Origin of the sequence: Lysinibacillus sp. Bpr_S20 (assembly GCF_023337835.1) — a bacterium.
Classification (GTDB): Bacteria; Bacillota; Bacilli; order Bacillales_A; family Planococcaceae; genus Lysinibacillus.
Genome location: NZ_JALNLQ010000004.1, coordinates 292274 through 310720, shown reverse-complemented (window position 1 = coordinate 310720; position 18447 = coordinate 292274). Strand labels below are relative to the sequence as shown.

The 18447-nt window shown below is 35.2% G+C and carries 13 protein-coding genes; 3 read left to right on the top strand and 10 right to left on the bottom strand.

The genetic code is table 11. From position 1 onward, the window contains the following. Positions 1 to 172 precede the first annotated feature (172 nt). The 10 genes from MWJ95_RS12490 to MWJ95_RS12445 form a co-directional block, all read right to left on the bottom strand. Entirely contained in the window at positions 173 to 364 is a 192-nt protein-coding gene (locus tag MWJ95_RS12490; protein WP_249105820.1) for a hypothetical protein, read from the bottom strand. A 253-nt stretch (positions 365 to 617) separates the two neighbouring features. After that, positions 618 to 3521 carry a VWA domain-containing protein gene (locus MWJ95_RS12485; protein ID WP_249072769.1) on the bottom strand — a complete coding sequence of 968 codons (2904 nt, stop codon included), beginning with the start codon at positions 3519 to 3521 and terminating at the stop codon, positions 618 to 620. Positions 3522 to 3538: 17 nt separating this feature from the next. Continuing rightward, positions 3539 to 4993, bottom strand: a complete 1455-nt coding sequence (locus MWJ95_RS12480; RefSeq protein ID WP_249072770.1) for an S-layer homology domain-containing protein — start codon at positions 4991 to 4993, stop codon at positions 3539 to 3541. Positions 4994 to 5201: 208 nt separating this feature from the next. Continuing rightward, positions 5202 to 6860 (bottom strand): hypothetical protein, encoded by a 1659-nt coding sequence (locus MWJ95_RS12475; protein WP_249072771.1) that lies wholly within the window; start codon positions 6858 to 6860, stop codon positions 5202 to 5204. A gap of 164 nt (positions 6861 to 7024) precedes the next feature. After that, complete coding sequence (locus MWJ95_RS12470; RefSeq protein ID WP_249072772.1) at positions 7025 to 7198, bottom strand: YjfB family protein; 174 nt, start codon at positions 7196 to 7198, stop codon at positions 7025 to 7027. A gap of 122 nt (positions 7199 to 7320) precedes the next feature. Then, on the bottom strand, positions 7321 to 7902 hold the full coding sequence (yihA, locus tag MWJ95_RS12465; RefSeq protein WP_249072773.1) for a ribosome biogenesis GTP-binding protein YihA/YsxC: 582 nt from the start codon (positions 7900 to 7902) through the stop codon (positions 7321 to 7323). A gap of 4 nt (positions 7903 to 7906) precedes the next feature. Then, the gene (gene lon / locus MWJ95_RS12460; RefSeq protein ID WP_249105817.1) at positions 7907 to 10231 is read right to left on the bottom strand and encodes an endopeptidase La; all 2325 of its coding nucleotides are present in this window, start codon (positions 10229 to 10231) and stop codon (positions 7907 to 7909) included. Positions 10232 to 10461: 230 nt separating this feature from the next. Beyond that, positions 10462 to 11733 carry an ATP-dependent protease ATP-binding subunit ClpX gene (clpX, locus tag MWJ95_RS12455; protein WP_249072775.1) on the bottom strand — a complete coding sequence of 424 codons (1272 nt, stop codon included), beginning with the start codon at positions 11731 to 11733 and terminating at the stop codon, positions 10462 to 10464. 742 nt (positions 11734 to 12475) lie between these two features. Next, positions 12476 to 13765, bottom strand: coding sequence for a trigger factor (gene tig / locus MWJ95_RS12450; protein WP_249072776.1), 1290 nt, complete (start codon positions 13763 to 13765; stop codon positions 12476 to 12478). Between the two features lie 111 nt (positions 13766 to 13876). Next, positions 13877 to 14866, bottom strand: a complete 990-nt coding sequence (locus tag MWJ95_RS12445) for a CDC27 family protein (protein WP_249072777.1) — start codon at positions 14864 to 14866, stop codon at positions 13877 to 13879. A 185-nt stretch (positions 14867 to 15051) separates the two neighbouring features. Between MWJ95_RS12445 and MWJ95_RS12440 the strand changes: the two genes are divergently transcribed. The 3 genes from MWJ95_RS12440 to qoxA all read left to right on the top strand — a co-directional run bounded on the left by MWJ95_RS12440 (position 15052) and on the right by qoxA (position 18436). Then, on the top strand, positions 15052 to 15519 hold the full coding sequence (locus MWJ95_RS12440) for a hypothetical protein (RefSeq protein ID WP_249072778.1): 468 nt from the start codon (positions 15052 to 15054) through the stop codon (positions 15517 to 15519). A 305-nt stretch (positions 15520 to 15824) separates the two neighbouring features. Next, entirely contained in the window at positions 15825 to 16667 is an 843-nt protein-coding gene (locus tag MWJ95_RS12435; RefSeq protein WP_249105814.1) for a DUF2785 domain-containing protein, read from the top strand. 827 nt (positions 16668 to 17494) lie between these two features. Continuing rightward, complete coding sequence (gene qoxA, locus MWJ95_RS12430; RefSeq protein WP_249072780.1) at positions 17495 to 18436, top strand: cytochrome aa3 quinol oxidase subunit II; 942 nt, start codon at positions 17495 to 17497, stop codon at positions 18434 to 18436. Positions 18437 to 18447 lie beyond the last annotated feature (11 nt).

The window sequence follows — 18447 nt, the reverse complement described above, 5'->3', positions numbered from 1 at the left end:
GTGAATAGTTTTTTCTTTATTTTTTTGTTTTTGCTTTGCTTTATTTATTTTTTGTATTGGTTTTGATTGGTTCTAAAGACTTTTAAATTATTTAGCTGAAATTAATAATCAAAACACACAGTATTATGGAAATGATTGATAGCCACTTTGCATAACTGATTTTCTCATTCAATCAGATAATTCCAATAATAGCTGCAAAAACAATACTAATTTCTCTAATAGCTGCCACATAGGTCACTAGGATGGTTTCCATAGCATATACAGCAAGGGCATTGGAAATAAAGACAAATAAGCCGCCAATAAATAGCTTGAGCAGGTATTTTTTCACTAAGGAAACTTCAATTTTCTCTATTCGGTCAATCATGTATTTACCAACAAACACTCCCGCATATACAAAGATTTAAATAATATACCGGACATTAGAGCAGCATCCATTCCGTCCAGGACACCGCTTAAAGCGAAAAAAGTTCCCGCCAGAAACACCCATTTTAAGTTAACATCATTTAATCGAAACATTTGTAAGGTCCCTTTAACCCTATAGTTCATACGCATGCCGAGCACACATCAAAAAAGCTGACCTAATTGTTAAAAATTAGGTCAGCTTTATTTTTTGTCTATTAATTTGTAATAGACACAGTTTTAGTAGCTATAATTTTACCGTCTTTATCATATGCTACAAATTCAATCTCATTATTTATCTTGAAGTCCTGCATGGTTTGAACTGTTTTTGTTAGCATATAGACACTATCGCTACGCTTTTTCAATTCAAATTGCACATCTCCACTTAAAGAAGGGAATCGTACATTAACCTTTGCAACATTTGAACAATTACCATCAATTCTTGCATTCATTGTAATATTGCCTTTGCGTAGAGTTACTGTCGCTTCTTCAAATAAATTTTCAGGATTCACGCAACTTGAAGACGTAGTTTTACATAAAATCGAATCAATAATTTTTTGGAAAACTTGATGTAATTGTAAGTTATCGATTGCGTGGTAGTAAGTACCACCAGTTTCAGCAGCCAGTTGCATTAAAATTGCATCATTGACTTGTGATTTTTTACCCATACTTACAGTGTAAACCTTTACGCCTTTGTTTTTCGCATCGTTCAGTACTTTAGTCATTTTCGATTTACTTGTTTTACCATCTGATACAACAATGATAGATTTTGAAGTTTTCGAGTCATTGGAGAATTTAGACAGTGCGATGTCTATACCCGCGAAAATATCTGTGGCACCCTTTTCTTTCGATGCTTTATACAAATCTTTTTTCAGAACATTATCTGTACTGCCCTCTCCTAGAACAGTAGCTTTTGTATTCGTTTCAACAACAATATTATTTTTAGCCTTAATCTGATTGATGACTTCCATCATTTTTTTACCGCGGTAATTTGTTTGGTCAGATGCTTTCATGGAAGCAGAATAATCAACTACATAAGCTACTTCTGTTGCTAAAGAACAAGAATTTTTACTAAAGTAAGGATTTGTAAAAATTTCCTTTGTAATTGTTTTATCTTTTAAATCCTTCAATATTTTTGCATAACGAGGATCTATTTGATTTACTAATGTTGCTTCAGCTTTCGATTTTCCATAAATAACTGAGTCAAAGTACGCTACAGCTGTCCCTGGGCTTCCTGTGTTATTTAAATAATCCGAAGTATTTGTAACAAATGAAGCTGTTTTCTCAACACCATCAAATTTAATTTTTACTGTTCCTTGGTAGTCAGTAATAACTTCTCCACCTGGTCTTACTAATGTAACCATTACCTTCGTATAACGATCTTTACCTGATGGTCTTGATGCCTCTTCCGCACTTTCTTTTAATGCTTCCACTCGTTTTTTATAGGCTTCTACTTGACCGAGCAATTTACCGCCTTGGTATTTTAATAATACTGTTCGATCATAGTTACTCAAGCTTGTGAAAATAGCATAAATTTTCATGACACTATCATAATGCTCAAGCGTCAATTTTTTTTCGTCTGGCAAATAGCCCATAAGTTGAATAATTGAACCGACTGGATTAATGTTCTCAACCTGTGAGGCAATATCATCATCAATTCCTTGAATACGATAAATCGGACGCCCATCATCTGAAATCATATACATAATTTCGATCGTATCATTAACTGAATCCTTTAAGCGTTTTTGAATGATTGTTTCAAATAGCCAAACTGAAATATTATAGTTTTCAAACTGTAATATAGCATTTTCATAGCCTAAAGCAGGGTATTTAGTATCACTGCCACCATATTGTAGATATTTATTTTCAACATTTCCTAGAGCATTTGTTACATTCGTTTGCTGTCCAATACTAAATAGCTTTTCGTCTGGATCAATCCAATGAACGTTTACAATATTTTCTGTAAAGAACTCTGGTAATTTTTCAAACGGTACATATGGAGGTGTGACATTTCCATTTTCGTCATCCGTGTTTTTTGGATCATACACTTGATAATCAATACGCATTTCTGGCTGAGGTGAATATCGGACATGTGCATTTAATTTTTCACCTACAAGACATTTCATAGTAGGATCTGTATTGTTAATAAGCTCAAATGAAATAGTATCACGTACAGATTTTGTTAATTTTGGTGCGATGACAATCGCAGAAACAGTTGAGCCGTCTGATTGTACATTTCGTACAGCTTCACCGGATGTATCAACGATTTTTGCGCCATATGACGACGTTACACGGAATGTATATGACTTATCATCAGGGATTGGATCGCCATTACAAGCTTTTAAAGATACAGTAATGAGCGTTGAATCTTGGTCATTTGCGATTAAATCTGGTTTTTCAACATCAATACTTTGTAGTGCATTATTAACATACTCCGGACCAGTAAAATCATTATTATTATCCTTTGGCTCTTCGAAATCTGTGTTGGTTGAGCCCATGAAGCCTGGAGGTAATGTAATTTTATTGTTATCGCGTCCTGCTGCAGCACGTTTTAATCCTAGAACAGCAAAGTTACCGTTTTGTACGCTTCGATATAAAAATTCAGCAATATCTCCACGAGATAGCTTTGTAGAAGGGTTGAAGTCAGCAAATGTTTTTTTACCAGTGCTTCCTGTTGAAATATCATTTGTGTATAAGTATTGAACTGCCTGCGGCTCATCCAAATCTAAGCCTTTAAATGCAGCATATACACGTGCAAATTGTCCACGTGTAACAGCCTTTGAACGATTCGCAGTTGTATAAGTACCGTTAAGCGGTAAATAAAAATCACTATAGAAATTGTAAGCTACACTGTCGTTATATGTTAATGCATAATTTCGATCAAGCTTTGCAAACATTACAACAAGCTCTCGCTCAGTTACTTGTTCATTTGGTAAAAAGTTATTAGCGCTATTCAATGAAAGTAGATCATTATCGACTGCCCATGAAATAGCTTTGTAATTACTACTATTTGTTGGTACATCGTTTATGGTTGTAGCAGCCTGCGTGACAGCTGGAGTTGCTGTCATTAAGACAAGTACGAAACAAAGTAGGGATAAAAATACTTTTTTAACATACGTCATTTTTTTCAGTCCTTTCTTTAATTAAAGAACAATATGTCATCTCGATAGTTTTGTTTTAAGTCGCTTTCTAAATAATTTAAGAAACGTTCTAGTACTACTGATGCTTGTGCTCGCGTTAATGGTTGATTTGGATTAAATCGACCTGTTACAGGGTCACCAGTCATTAAGCCTAACTCATTGACAATGTATATTCCGTCTTTTGAATAACTCGGAATTTGCGCATCATCCTTAAACTTCGTCACATAGCCTGGATCCGGCGCCTTGTTTTCTAGCCCTAATGCGCGTACAAATATCGTAGCTGCTTGTGCTCGAGTAATTTGATTATTTGGTTTGAAATACTCTGGCGTTACACCTTTAATGATTCCTTTTTTATAGGCAGATTCAATGTAGGCATAGTCTTTTACCGTACGTTTAACATCTTTAAAAATACTAGTTGTTGATGTCGACTTTTTCGGTTTCGTTTCTTCCATAACACGTAGGTCAACTGCCTTACCAATCGCTATTGTAAAGTCAATACGCTTCATAGGGGTATTTGGTGAGAAGAAGTTACTTGCATCAGAGTAAATACCTAAAGAATATAATTTTTCAATAGCGTCTTTCGCATAATGTTTTGATAAATCGCGGAACTTAGGAATGATTAAACGTTCAATTGTCGGCATGTATTCTTTATCTAAATCAAGAGTACCTTTTTGCCCTGAGGCTAAATCATACGTATATTCAGAAATAACATCCTTTTCACTTACTACCGCATATCCACCATCAAAGCTCCCTAAACTTCCTAGGTTTTCTTCATAGTTTAATACACGAGATTTGCTTGTAGATAAACGATTTTTCACATGGCTTGTCTTACCATCGCTAAAATTATAAACAGCTTCTGTAATTTGTGTTTCTGTTGCTCCCCAGAAATTTTCATAGCCCGCATGACGACTATCTGTTTCAATTGTTACAGTATTTTGGACGGTATTTTTTCCAGTTCCAGTTTGATAGGCATATGTTTTTCTCGAAATTACATTACCTGAGTAATAATCTGAGGCTGCTCGATTATCTGTCACTGTCCCTTGTGAAAATTGGTAATCTACCAATGTATATGTTGTTTTCCCAACAACAATTTTCTCAGTATACTTTTTTACTACACCATTCGATGTTTTTTGACCAATCGTATCATAATTCACAACATCTGATTCATAAGCAATATTTCGAGTCAGTGTAGCACCGTTACTTGCTGTTAGCTTTACATTATGTGTTTCAGTTAACTTTCCTTTGGATTCTTTTTGTGTAATTTTGATGTCTTTACTAGTGCCTTTAAATATAATGGGTGTTCCTGTAATGAAAACAGCTTCCTCATATGTATATTCATTTTTTACAGCACCTGTTGTTTCTAATGAAGCAGCTGATGCATTTTCTGGGGTAGTAGCTCCAATAACAAATACAGCAAGCACTACTAACATTATTTTAAATAAATGTTTTCGCATTCTTTTTTTGTCCCTCTCTTTCATTCCAGACATATCCGCATCTGGAGCTATCAATACAAGATCACATAATAATCTTGTGGTAGGTAACCGTTTTTGGACTTACATAAGCAAAAAAACCTTTGAAAAAATAAAGGTTAAAATCTGCTCGTCTTCTACTCATATGGCAACATTTTTTCATACTCGCAGAAGACTCGCAAATTATATTTTATCAATCAACTAATATTAAATGAGCTTTGACAAAACGATCTGATAATACTACTAAACGATCAGAAGGTTTTAAATCAGATGCTTGTATTACTTTGCCTGCTTTAATAATTGTAGATTGATCAATATTCATATCAATCATTTCACCAGCTTCATACCAACGACCATTTTGCCATTGACTAACGCTCTTCACATTAATGACAGCAGGGTATTTCGATTTAACTGACTGTAATTTACCAGTTAACATTAATGGTGCAACAGGCTTAGCTTTATGAAGAATATGAACGGCCTGTACATGACCATCCTTCACATAGAAGTATCCATATTCGCCTTCATATAAATGAAGCTCCGTATCAGGCATGACATTAAATGTTTTGTTACCGTCATCTACTATTGCCTTTGTTGAATTACTAACAGATAGTACAGTACCCTCTGTTTTCTTGAAGACATTTGACTCAATCTTCATCGCATCATCAACTTCAATTAAATAGCCATCTGCTTGTGATAAACGTCCATAATATAAATCATGACCCGCTAAGTTTGGTGACATAAAGCTATCACTTGTTACTTGTACAACTTGAGCATAATGATTACGTGCAGCACCGTCTGCAATAACAAAGGCCGTACCATAAGCTAATAAGCCAGTAGGTTCAATTAAACGACCATTTCTAATTAAAATTGTTCCATTGTGGAAGTATACTGTACCTGCAGATTTAAGTTTTAATAATTGATATTGAGTATCTACAGAAAGCATAGGCTCATAGTAGGTACGCTCATTGTTTTTCAATACAACAATCTTTTCAATCACTTCTTTACCAAATTGTTTAACTGTTGCATAATACGCTTCACTGCCAATGTAATTTTTCAATTGGCCTTTATCAATTTTTGCATTTCCAACATATATCGGAACTTTCGATGAAAAATTCATCGTTGACAAAGCCGTTGTTGTATCAGAACCAAACTGCCAATTTATAAAAGCATGTTGATTTTTAACAGTTAGTTTATTTGCATTGGCATTAACCGTCTGTATCTCACCTTTATATAGGTTTTCAACTAATGTACCCGTCTCACTAATCTCTATTTTTGTGACGATTGATGAGTTTCGATTTTTAAGGCTAAGTTTAACGCGATCCCCAACATATAATGAGCTAATATCAACAGCTGAGGAGTTTTTTTGGTAGCTTGTATCTTTATTGATATAGTAGGTTGTTTCTTCTCCAATATCTGGCTTCAACATAATAAACAGGCCATTTGGATCAATACTTGTTACTACTCCGGCAAGTATTTTAGTATTTTGTACTATTGGAGATTCTGTTTCATTTGTCAGATTAGACGTACCTCGAAGCTCAACAACGCTTCGAAGAGAAATATCCGCTTCTACTTTCATACCCATCTTAAAGCCCTCGATTGTTGTCACTGTATTATTAATATACAGGCGGGCATTATCATTTATATTGTATGTAACTTGACGACCACTTTCATTTTGCAAAGTAATTTTACTAAGCTTTTTTTCTATTACTCCATTTTTAGAATTTGCATATTCTGAAAATGTTACATCAACAAAGGTTCCAGTCACCATCTGAGCTGCATGAGCTGTTTGATTTGATGAAAATCCGAGAACTGTTAGTAACAAAATCATTAGTATGTATGGAATCTTCTTCAACAAATCCCGCCTCCTTAAAAATTGTTATTAATCAATAGTATATCGTACTATTGGTAGTTTTTCCTATTTAAAAAGTTACATTTTAGTGCTTTTAGTTTCTTTTCAAATCTACCATTAGACACAAAGATAGAGGTAGCTTACAATTTCAAGCTACCTTTGCTTTATCATACTTGAACGTCAATTGTATGTCCTGCTGTCGGATGTGGAGCATCTAACATTTCAACTAATTGTTCTGTATTTTGCTGTTGCATCTCCATTGCCTGTTTCGTTACAGCTAGAGATACATTTTGCATTAAACTTGCTTGATTCATTGCCATCGATAAAGCTGCGATATCCATTTAGTCCACCTCCTAATTCATTTATCGGTCAGTTGTTTCATTCATCAAGCGTTTCCCCTAATATTTTTAATAAAAAAAAACATCTACTGTCCTAAATAATAGACTCAATAGATGTTTTTTTATTACATTTTATTTTCGATCGTACGCCAAGCTTCTTCAAAACCAATTCCTTTTTCCGAAGAAAAAACAATAAGCGGATCATTTTTTTCCATATCCAGTGTTTCTTTTACCACTTTTTTATGCTTATCCCATTTACCTTTTGGGATTTTATCTGCTTTTGTTGCAATGACAATACAAGGAATATTGTAATGCTTTAAAAAATCATACATCATGCGATCATCAGCTGTAGGAGGATGACGTAAATCAACAATTTGTACGACTGCCTTTAATTCATTGCGCCCTGTAATGTAACGCTCAATCATTTTCCCCCATGCTTCACGCTCAGTCTTTGAAACCTTTGCATAACCATACCCCGGAACGTCCACAAAAAACAATTGCTCTTCAATTTTGTAAAAATTAAGTGTTTGTGTTTTTCCGGGCTTAGAAGAAATACGCGCTAAAGCTTTACGACCGATCATTCGGTTGATAAATGAGGATTTTCCCACATTTGAACGACCGGCTAGCGCAAATTCTGGCAGTCCATCTTCTGGATATTGGTCTGGTCTTACAGCACTTATGACCATTTCTACGTTATGGACTTTCATTTTCTTATAAACCTCCGTCCAGTGCATGGGCTAATACTTCATCAGCCGATGACACTAGTTTAAATGTTAGTTGTTCGCGTACACTTTCAGGAATATCCTCAATATCTCGCTCATTATCTTTCGGACAAATAATTGTCGTTAAGCCCGCTCGATGCGCACTGAGTGTTTTTTCCTTTAAGCCACCAATTGGCAGTACACGCCCACGTAATGTAATTTCACCTGTCATGCCGACTTCACGGCGTATTGGACGGTGTAAAATTGCAGAAACAATTGCGGTTGCCATCGTAATACCTGCGGAAGGTCCATCTTTCGGCACAGCTCCTTCAGGAACGTGAATATGAATATCATGTGTTTCAAAATATTCTGCATCCACTTTTAGATCGTCCATTTTTGTACGGACGTACGATAAAGCTGTTTGAGCAGATTCCTTCATAACATCGCCTAACTTCCCAGTTAACTGCAATTTTCCTTTACCAGGTGTTAATGATACCTCAATTTGTAATGTATCACCACCCACAGTTGTATAAGCAAGTCCAGTAGCTACACCGATTTGATTTTCCTCTTCTGCTTGTCCATATCTGAAACGGTGTTTTCCGAGTAATTCCTCTAACGATTTCGAGCTTACTGTTACTCGCTTTTTCTCACCGGAAACGATGATTTTAGCGACTTTACGACATAAGGTTGCAATTTGACGCTCTAATCCTCGAACACCTGCTTCACGCGTATAATAACGGATGATATCCATTACTGCTTCATCTTTTATAATAACTTGTGTTTTTTTCAAGCCATGCTCTTTTAATTGTTTTGGTATTAAATGATTTTTCGTAATTTGCTCTTTTTCAATTTCTGTATAACCAGCAATTGAGATCACTTCCATACGATCTAGTAACGGCCCAGGAATTGTACTTAAATCATTGGCAGTTGCTATAAACAATACATTTGATAAATCATAAGGTTCTTCGATGTAATGATCACTAAATGTATTATTTTGAGCTGGGTCTAAAACTTCCAGCATTGCTGCTGCTGGATCTCCTCTAAAATCATTAGACATTTTATCAATTTCATCAAGAAGGAATACAGGATTAATTGTCCCTGCCTTTTTCATCCCTTGGATAATACGACCTGGCATTGCTCCAACATACGTACGTCGATGACCACGAATTTCCGATTCGTCACGTACGCCACCTAATGAAATACGGATAAATTTGCGATCCAAGCTTTCTGCAATGGATCGAGCTAATGATGTTTTACCTACACCTGGAGGGCCAGCTAAACAAAGTATTGGTCCACGTAACGAATTTTTCAACTGACGTACAGCTAAATATTCTAATATACGTTCTTTTACTTTTTCTAATCCGTCATGATCACGATTTAAAATGTTCTCTGCATGTTCGATACTCATGCGATCTTCAGTCGCATTTTTCCATGGTAGTGATATAATCCAATCAATATAGTTTCGGATTACACCGCTCTCTGCACTAGCTGCTGGGATCTTCTCGTATCGATCCAACTCTTTAAGCACTACTTCTTCCGTTGTTTCAGGCAAACCTATTTCGTTAATACGTTTACGTAATTCAGCTACTTCGCCAGTTTTTCCTTCACGATCTCCTAGCTCAGTTTGAATAGCTTTCATTTGTTCACGTAAATAATATTCCTTTTGCGTACGCTCCATCGATTGCTTAACTTTTGTATTAATTTTCTTCTCTAGCTCAAGTACTTCTTGCTCGTCATGTAAGCGAATAATTAAATGGTCTAAACGCTTCTTCACACTAAATATTTCCAACACTTCTTGTTTATCTGCAATCTTAAACGGTAAATGCGATGCAATGATGTCTGCTAAACGACCTGGTTCTTCAATGTCTGCCACAGTACTAATGGTTTCAGATGTAATCTTATTGGAGGATTTTGCGTATCTTTCAAAATACGTTAACAACGTACGCATTAAAGCCTGTGTTTCAACATCTTTACCATTTGTTTCCTCTTTAACATCAATATCAACCATCGTATATTTTTCTAATGCCTGATAATTAGACCATGTTGCACGCGCTACACCTTCCACTAAAATACGCAGTGTTCCATTCGGTAATTTTAGCATCTGTTTGACATATGCCATCGTACCAACTGAATATAGATCTTGCTCATCAGGCTGTTCATCATGAACTTCTTTTTGTGTTACTAATAATATCAATTGGTCCTCTAACATCGCTTGTTCTAGCGCCGCTACAGAACGATTTCTACCCACATCAATATGTAACACCATCGACGGGTAAACTAAAAGTCCACGTAAAGGCAATAATGGTACATTTGTTGTTTTTTGTATTGTCACCATGCGGGTATTCACCTCCGTTAAAATTTTCTTATTCACTCCCACGCTACTAGTATGTGTCTAAAAAGCTGATTCACACTAGTTAATCAATTGAGCCAAAAATTTCATCTAACTACAGTGGGCTTTATGTATGAATGAATAAAAAGCTGACTATCGATATGTGCGAATATTGCACAATCGAAGTCAGCTAAATTACTCTTTATCCCATAACAATAGACTTCCACGTCTGTTCGTTATGCTGAAGTTTTTGTGTCGCTACCTTCATCGAGTTCAGTGCCATCTTCAAGAAGCAATTTCGGTTTTTCTTTATCCGTAATTGTTTTTGCCGTAATGATACATTTTTTCACATCTTCGCGTGAAGGTAGTTCGTACATTACTTCAAGCATTGTTGACTCAATAATTGAACGAAGACCGCGTGCACCTGTTTTTCGTTCAATTGCTTCTTTTGCAATTTCAGAAAGAGCACCTTCATCAAACTCAAGCTCAACACCATCTAGTTCAAGCATTTTTTGATATTGCTTAGCTAGTGCATTTTTAGGCTCAGTTAAAATTTGTACAAGCGCAGCCTCGTTTAATTGTTCTAGACTTGCAAGTACTGGTAATCGACCGATGAATTCTGGAATTAGACCAAATTTCAACAAATCCTCTGGAATCAGCTTTGCCATAATTGAGCTTTCATCCATATCAATTTTGTTTGGATCTGAACCGAAGCCAATTACTTTTTCACCCTGACGACGTTTAATAATGGATTCTATTCCATCAAATGCTCCGCCTACAATAAATAAGATGTTTGTCGTATCGATTTGTAAAAACTCTTGGTGAGGATGCTTACGACCACCTTGAGGTGGAACACTTGCAACAGTTCCTTCTAAAATTTTTAGAAGCGCTTGTTGTACGCCTTCACCAGAAACATCACGTGTAATAGATGGATTTTCGGATTTGCGTGCAACTTTATCGATTTCATCAATATAGATGATTCCTTTTTCAGCACGCTCGATATCGTAATCTGCGGATTGAATTAATTTTAATAAGATATTTTCAACGTCCTCACCAACATAGCCAGCTTCTGTAAGAGAAGTAGCATCTGCAATTGCAAAAGGAACGTTTAATATACGTGCCAATGTTTGGGCCAATAAAGTTTTACCGCTACCAGTTGGGCCGATTAACACAATGTTCGATTTTGCTAATTCTACATCATCAATTTTACTATTCGTATTAATGCGTTTGTAGTGATTGTAAACCGCAACTGCTAAAGCTTTTTTAGCACGTTCTTGTCCGATTACATAGTCATCTAAAATCGTTAAGATTTCTTTCGGTTTTGGAATATCTTGGAATTCAATTTCTTCTTCAACGCCCAGTTCCTCTACAACGATTTCTGAACAAAGCTCGATACATTCATCACAAATATAAACACCAGGACCTGCCACTAATTTACGTACCTGTTCTTGTGGTTTTCCACAGAATGAGCATTTTAAATTGCCTTTTTCATCATTAAATTTGAACAATATGTTTCACCCCTATTCAAGCAACAATCTTACAAGATTATTGAATCATTATCAAATAAATTGTCTGCATCTATTTACACCATGGCATTTAAGATTCCAGATTTCAAAAAAGTTTCGACATTCATTGTACCACAAAGATGCCCATTCATTCACTTGCATCATCAACATGTGACGTTCTGACTTGTCACGTTTTAGCTCCGCTAGTGATGAGCCTGAATTCCGCTGATCAACTGTATCATATATAACTGACTGATTCTTCAGAAACCTCTAGCGACCAGGGAGCTTTTATTTTCCAAGCTCTCTGACCCATGCCATTTGTCGGCAGTACAACTTAAGTTACCCGAATGAAAACTTGCCATTTTTTAAAATCTATTCTATTTGCCAGAGGCTTAACTTCATTCAGAGGAGGATGTATTTCGTAGTTCCTCATTTGGAAGAATTGAGACATCAATAAACTTAAGTCTTTTCTCTACTGAATAAAGTTAAATTTAGCATCGTGTGAAAAGTCAAACAATACTATGTATTAGAGAAGTGTAAGACCTTTGCCTATCCCCTTTTCAAAAAAGTATTTCCTTTTGGAGTATGCTCTTTGTGGTGAAGGTAGTCGTCATATTCATCATATAATTAATCAAACTAACTCTAAAGGGGAACTCGCTGAGCCTAAATAAAAAATATGTGATAAAACAAGGCACGGTTTAATGCCGTACCTTGTTTCATTTTTCTATCCAGTTACAAAAAAATCCTATTCAGTAATTTTAGCGTTTTCTACTAAAAATTCAACTGTTTTTTGAATTTTAATGTCGTTTTCAAGAACTGCTGTACCGCCTAAAGCTCCAGTAATTTGGTCTTTAGTCATGTTAAATTGAGCAGTCATTTTTTCTAATTCAGCTTCAATATCAGCTTCAGTTGCTTCAATTTTTTCAGCTTCAGCAATCGCTTCAAGTGTTAAAGATACACGTACACGGTTTTGAGCTTCTTCTTTCATTTGTCCACGTAAATCTTCTTCTGATTGACCTGAGAATTGGTAGTAAAGGTCTAAGTTCATACCTTGCATTTGTAGACGTTGACCAAATTCTTGTAACATACGATCAGTTTCAGAGTTAATCATACCAGCTGGCACTTCAAATTCTGCATTTTCAGCAGCTTTTTCAACTAATTGATCACGAAGTGCTGCATCAGATTCAGCTTGTTTTTGCTCAGCAGTTTGCTCTTTGATTTTAGCGCGTAAAGCTTCGACACCTTCAACTTCTGGGTCTAACTCTTTAGCGAATTCATCGTTTAATTCTGGAAGAACTTTTGTTTTAACTTCTTTTACAGTTACTTTGAAAGTAGCTTCTTTACCAGCTAATTCAGCTGCATGGTATTCTTCTGGGAAAGTAACAACTACGTCTTTAGATTCACCAGTTTTTACACCTACAAGTTGCTCTTCAAAGCCTGGGATGAATGAGCCTGAACCGATTTCTAGTGGATAGTCTTCACCTTTACCACCTTCAAATGCTTCTTCACCTACGAAACCTTCAAAGTCGATAGTAGCTGTATCGCCTTCTACGATAGCTTCATCTTCTTTAATTTCAAGTTCTGCTTTACGAGCTAATTGGTCTTGAATTTGTGCTTCTACTTCTTCGTCAGTAACATCTACTGGAAGTTTCGCAACTTCTAAACCTTTGTACTCACCAAGTTTTGGTTCTGGTTTCACAGTTACTTGAGCAGTAAATGAGAAATCTTTACCGTGTACGAAGTTTTCTGTACCAGAAATTTCTGGGTAATCAACTGGCATAATACCAGCTTCATCGATAGCTTTCGCATAAGAATCAGGAACGATGATTTCTAATGCATCTTGGTATAAAGATTCAATACCAAAACGTTGTTCAAACATCTTACGAGGCATTTTTCCTTTACGGAAACCTGGTACGTTAATTTGTTTTACTACTTTTTTGAACGCTTGGTCCATTGCTGCATCTACTTCTGCAGCAGGTACTTCGATTGTAAGAGTACCGATATTACCTTCTTGTTTTTCCCATTTTGCTGACATGTATAAATACCTCCAAATAAATAATCAAGTTTAATGTTAGACAATTCATTCGTTACTACGATTTTGACAACCATTTTAGTATAACATAGATGCGTATAGTTTCAACTTATTTCATACTTCATGTAGTTCTGTTAGTTTTTCTAACATTTGTAAAAATCCGATGATTTCATAGTCCATTTCCTGTACTTTTCCAAGCATAGATTGTACAAAGTCAATATAACCATAGGCTATATCATCAGCTTCGAATGATTGCCATTCAAACGGAAATGTCACAATGGCATGCTTCGCCATTAAATATTGTACCATTTCCAACGTCGATGGATCTTGCTCTAATTTATTTTCTATTATTTTTTTTACTTCTATATATTGAGGCAACTGATTTGGTAAGACTAAATTAATTGGATTAATAATCTTTGTTTTATTAAATTTGGAGACAGTAATATCTATTGACACTTCTTGTTCAACTAATAGAATTAGTGCTAAGCTCTGAACAAATGGATGGATTGTTGGACATTCAATAATATCTTTTAATGCTGTTTTTAATTGCCGTACATTCGTTTCCATTAAGCGATGCAGTCGAATAGATTGTTCGTCTGGTGTTAAAGCACTAAATTTCGAAAGTTCATATTCTTGGTCTTCTACCAATCGGTTAGCATCCTCTTTTTTTTGGAGGTTCCTTGCTACCTCTTGGTTCAAACTTCTTAAGCGTTCAAATTTCTCAAGTTGATCTTCGGGAAGCACGTTTTCTTCCATTAATGTCGTAATTAATGACTCTACTTGATTGTATTCTTTTAACTGCATACATACTGTAACGTACAGTTCCATTACTTCCACATACAATGTCGTTCCCATAGCAAATAATTGCTCACAAACATTTTTAACTTTATCGTATGCTTTTAATTCATATAAAGCATACGCATAGGCACTTAACGCAATTTCATCTCCAGCTTCATATAAGAACGCTTTTTCAAAACTTGCTACAGCCTCTTCATATTGATAATTTTCCGCATACATATGTCCTTCACGTATTAATGTTTGAACAGCACCAGGAAAAACAACAATATTGTCATGTTTGATAACATGTCGTTTTCGCTTTGTCATTTTTCTCACCTCTTTACCACGATTTTACGCATTCGTTCTATATGAATCCTCACCACAACAATGCATTTCATATTTTGTAATAAATTGTATTATAATGAATAATATCTCTTTCATTTATTACATACAGGCAGCCATCTTAGCTTCTACTGTATTTTAAAAAAAGTTCTTCACAAGGAGTGGAATACATGCAATTAATGGATACGGTTAGTGAATTTGATAGTAGCATCTCTCCTATGTTTGAGGCACTATCAATTCAAGTTGTTTCGTTTTCTACAGCGGACGGTCCCCATCAGAAGGATTGTCCTATTGAATTCAACATACTCACACGGACAAAGATTGATTTATACATGCAAGAAGCCATTACACATATTATAAGTATTCAAGGTCACATTCCTGGCTCCATTTCACTCGGACACCAACATGAGTCACTTTTTATTATTCCCCAAAGTGTCCACATTGAATGCAACTATAAACTTCTAAGTATCGACATAAAAGAAATGCAACAAATCTTACAACATTCTCAACCAAAACTTCATTATAGTGAATGGCTCATCGATGCCATTAAAAATGCGAATATTCTTGTAGAATTAAAAACCAATCAAAATACCTTTACGGAATGGCCGCTTGCTATAAAGTCAACCGTTATATCATAACGAGGATGGGACATACTTAAATAGGTATGTCTTTTATTGTGCTCTCCATTAATAAGTCTATCCCTTTTCGTTGCTTGTCTATCATATCAACTTTCTCTTACTTCTGGAATTCCTATTGTGAATATACTCCTATATCACTAGAAAACTTCACCAATCAACAAATTTAACGTTGAAGCGTTATAATAAAAAAGACCGTTCCTTATAAGCATTTTTAGTATGTCTTCGAATTGGTAAAAGGATGAGTAATCACCAAAGAATAAAAAATGCTTTACTAGAGAATGAACTTTACTTCGGGGGAATTACATATGGATATCAAAAATACATTACAATCATTTTCAACAATGACTTATTCAGCGCGACAACAATTTATGGGACAAAATGGCGATTGGATGTTACAAGAAATGTTAACACACATTGGTTCACCAGATGCAGAACTACGAGACAAATTAATTTACCGTACTTTTATTGATATACTTAGCGACAATTTACTGAGCACCGAACAGATACAGTATTTATTTGATACTGCAATAAGCGACGATTTTTTATATTTAAACATAGGTGAAGAAATGACGGATAGTGTCTTCACTCGTTCGTTTTCCGCTTTACTTGTAGCAAGTATTCTTGCAAAAGATGCTGAGTTACTGATTTTACATGATGATCGTCTACAAATTTTCTTTCAAAAGATTGGCCGCTTTTTATTATTGGAAAAAGATACGAGAGGTTATGTTCAAGATAAGGGTTGGGCGCATAGCATTGCACATGGTGCAGATTTAGCAGCAATGACGATTAAACACCCTAAATTTGATCTACAACATGCGCCGTTAATTTTGCATGCATTGAAACTTGTTACTTGGAAGGATATTGTCTTTGTCAACGACGAGGAGGAACGCCTAATTAATATTATTGAAGCGTTATTAGCTCGTAACTACTCCGAGGAAGCGTTAATAGAATTTGTTGAACAAGTATTTGATAAATTTGAAATGCATTTAGTGACACAAGGCTATAACGATGCCTTTTTCAGCGGACGTACATGCACATTGAATGTAATGAAAACATTATATTTTGCATTAAAAATGAATAACCTAGCCCCAAAACTTCAAAATACTATCTATGGACAAGTAGCAAAATGGTTAAAGCTCGGCGCTTAGAAATCTGGCGCGAATAGGAATTTCACTTTCTTTCTGCTTCGAACATTTATTTTCTTCTCTATAGCCAAAAATAGCAAACCAGGAATATCCTTAGTTTGCTATTTTTACTTTTCGGATAAAATATATTGAATACAATATATGGAAGTGTGTTATTATATTAACATAATTAATAGTAGTTTCCGAAATACCCCTTTCCAATCATCCCTTACATTGAAAGTTTATCCTGATATATCCACAATTCCACTTTTCATAATTTCATTTTTTAAAAAAACGCAACAAAAAAGCATTGAACATCTTAATTTTACGGCGACTTTATTACAAAAAGACGTCTAAAATGTGAAATGATATTTTCACAAAAAAAACTATTTACATAATCAAAGATGAGAAACTCAGTGTTTTCAACGTTCTAACAGTGTTTATTATATTAAACACAAAAATACTAATATTGAAATAACGATTTTTGTTCAAAAAATGTTCATATTCTTCCCTACTTTATTATTAAAAATATAAAAAAATAATTTTTTTTTTGTAAAACGGGCGTATAATCCAATGTGCAAACAACAACATTTGTGTCGATCGATTATGACACATTGTTTAAAAATCGATTACACAGATTAATGCTTTTGCGAACGCTTGCACTAGACCAATCAAATATAGATTCAATATTCAATGTTTCATTATGAACCATGCCATTGTAAGTATTTCTGATTATTTGATTGGTACAACAACTAAAAGAGGTGACCTTATTACCCACTATTTGTAAATTCGAATCAACCATATAAACACATGAAATTTATGAATAGCCGTTTTATAGAAAGGAGTCAAACATGAAGAAAAAGTTAAGCTTAATGTTTCTTGCATTTGGTGCGCTTGCAGTTCTTGCTGGCTGTGAACCCCTAACAATCTTTGATCCAAAAGGGCCAAATGCCAAAACATTATCAGACACAATTATTTTATCCATTATTACAATGGCCTTTATATTACTAGTCGTGTACGTGCTTTTAGCATTTATGCTAACAAAATACCGTGCTTCTAAAGCATCTGCCGATTATGAGCCTCCTCACGAAGAGGGTAGTCATCTACTTGAAATAATATGGACAGTTATCCCTATTATCATAGTGGCATTCTTAGCAATTGTTACTGTAAGAACAACAAGTACTGTAGAGGCAACACCAGATGGTTATGACAATAAAGAGCCACTTGTTATTTACGCATCATCTTCTAACTGGAAATGGCATTTTAGCTATCCAGAACAAGGGATTGAAACTGTAAACTATGTAAATATTCCAACAGACCGTCCAATTGAGTTCAAACTTTACTCTTTCGGACCAATCACAAGTTTCTGGATTCCGCAATTAGCTGGTCAAAAATATGCGATGAGTGACATGTTAACAACTATTCACCTTGCTGCAGATGAGGTTGGTTCATACATGGGCCGTAACTCTAACTTTAGCGGTCGCGGTTTTGCTGAAATGGAATTTGAAGCGCAATCTATGACACAAGAAGACTTCGACAAATGGGCATCTGATGTAAAAGCAAAAGAAAAACCATTAACAGAAGAAAAATTTGATGAACTATTAAAAGCAGAACACGTTGGTCGTTCAAGCTATTCATCTACACACTTAGAATTTAGACCTGCTCCAATGGAACACAGTGAACACATGAAAATGGGCGACATGGATCATAGTGACATGAACATGTCTGAAAAAGAAATGGATCACTCTAAAATGGATCACGGGAAACAATCTGAAGAATCACATTCACATTAATTTTTACACCT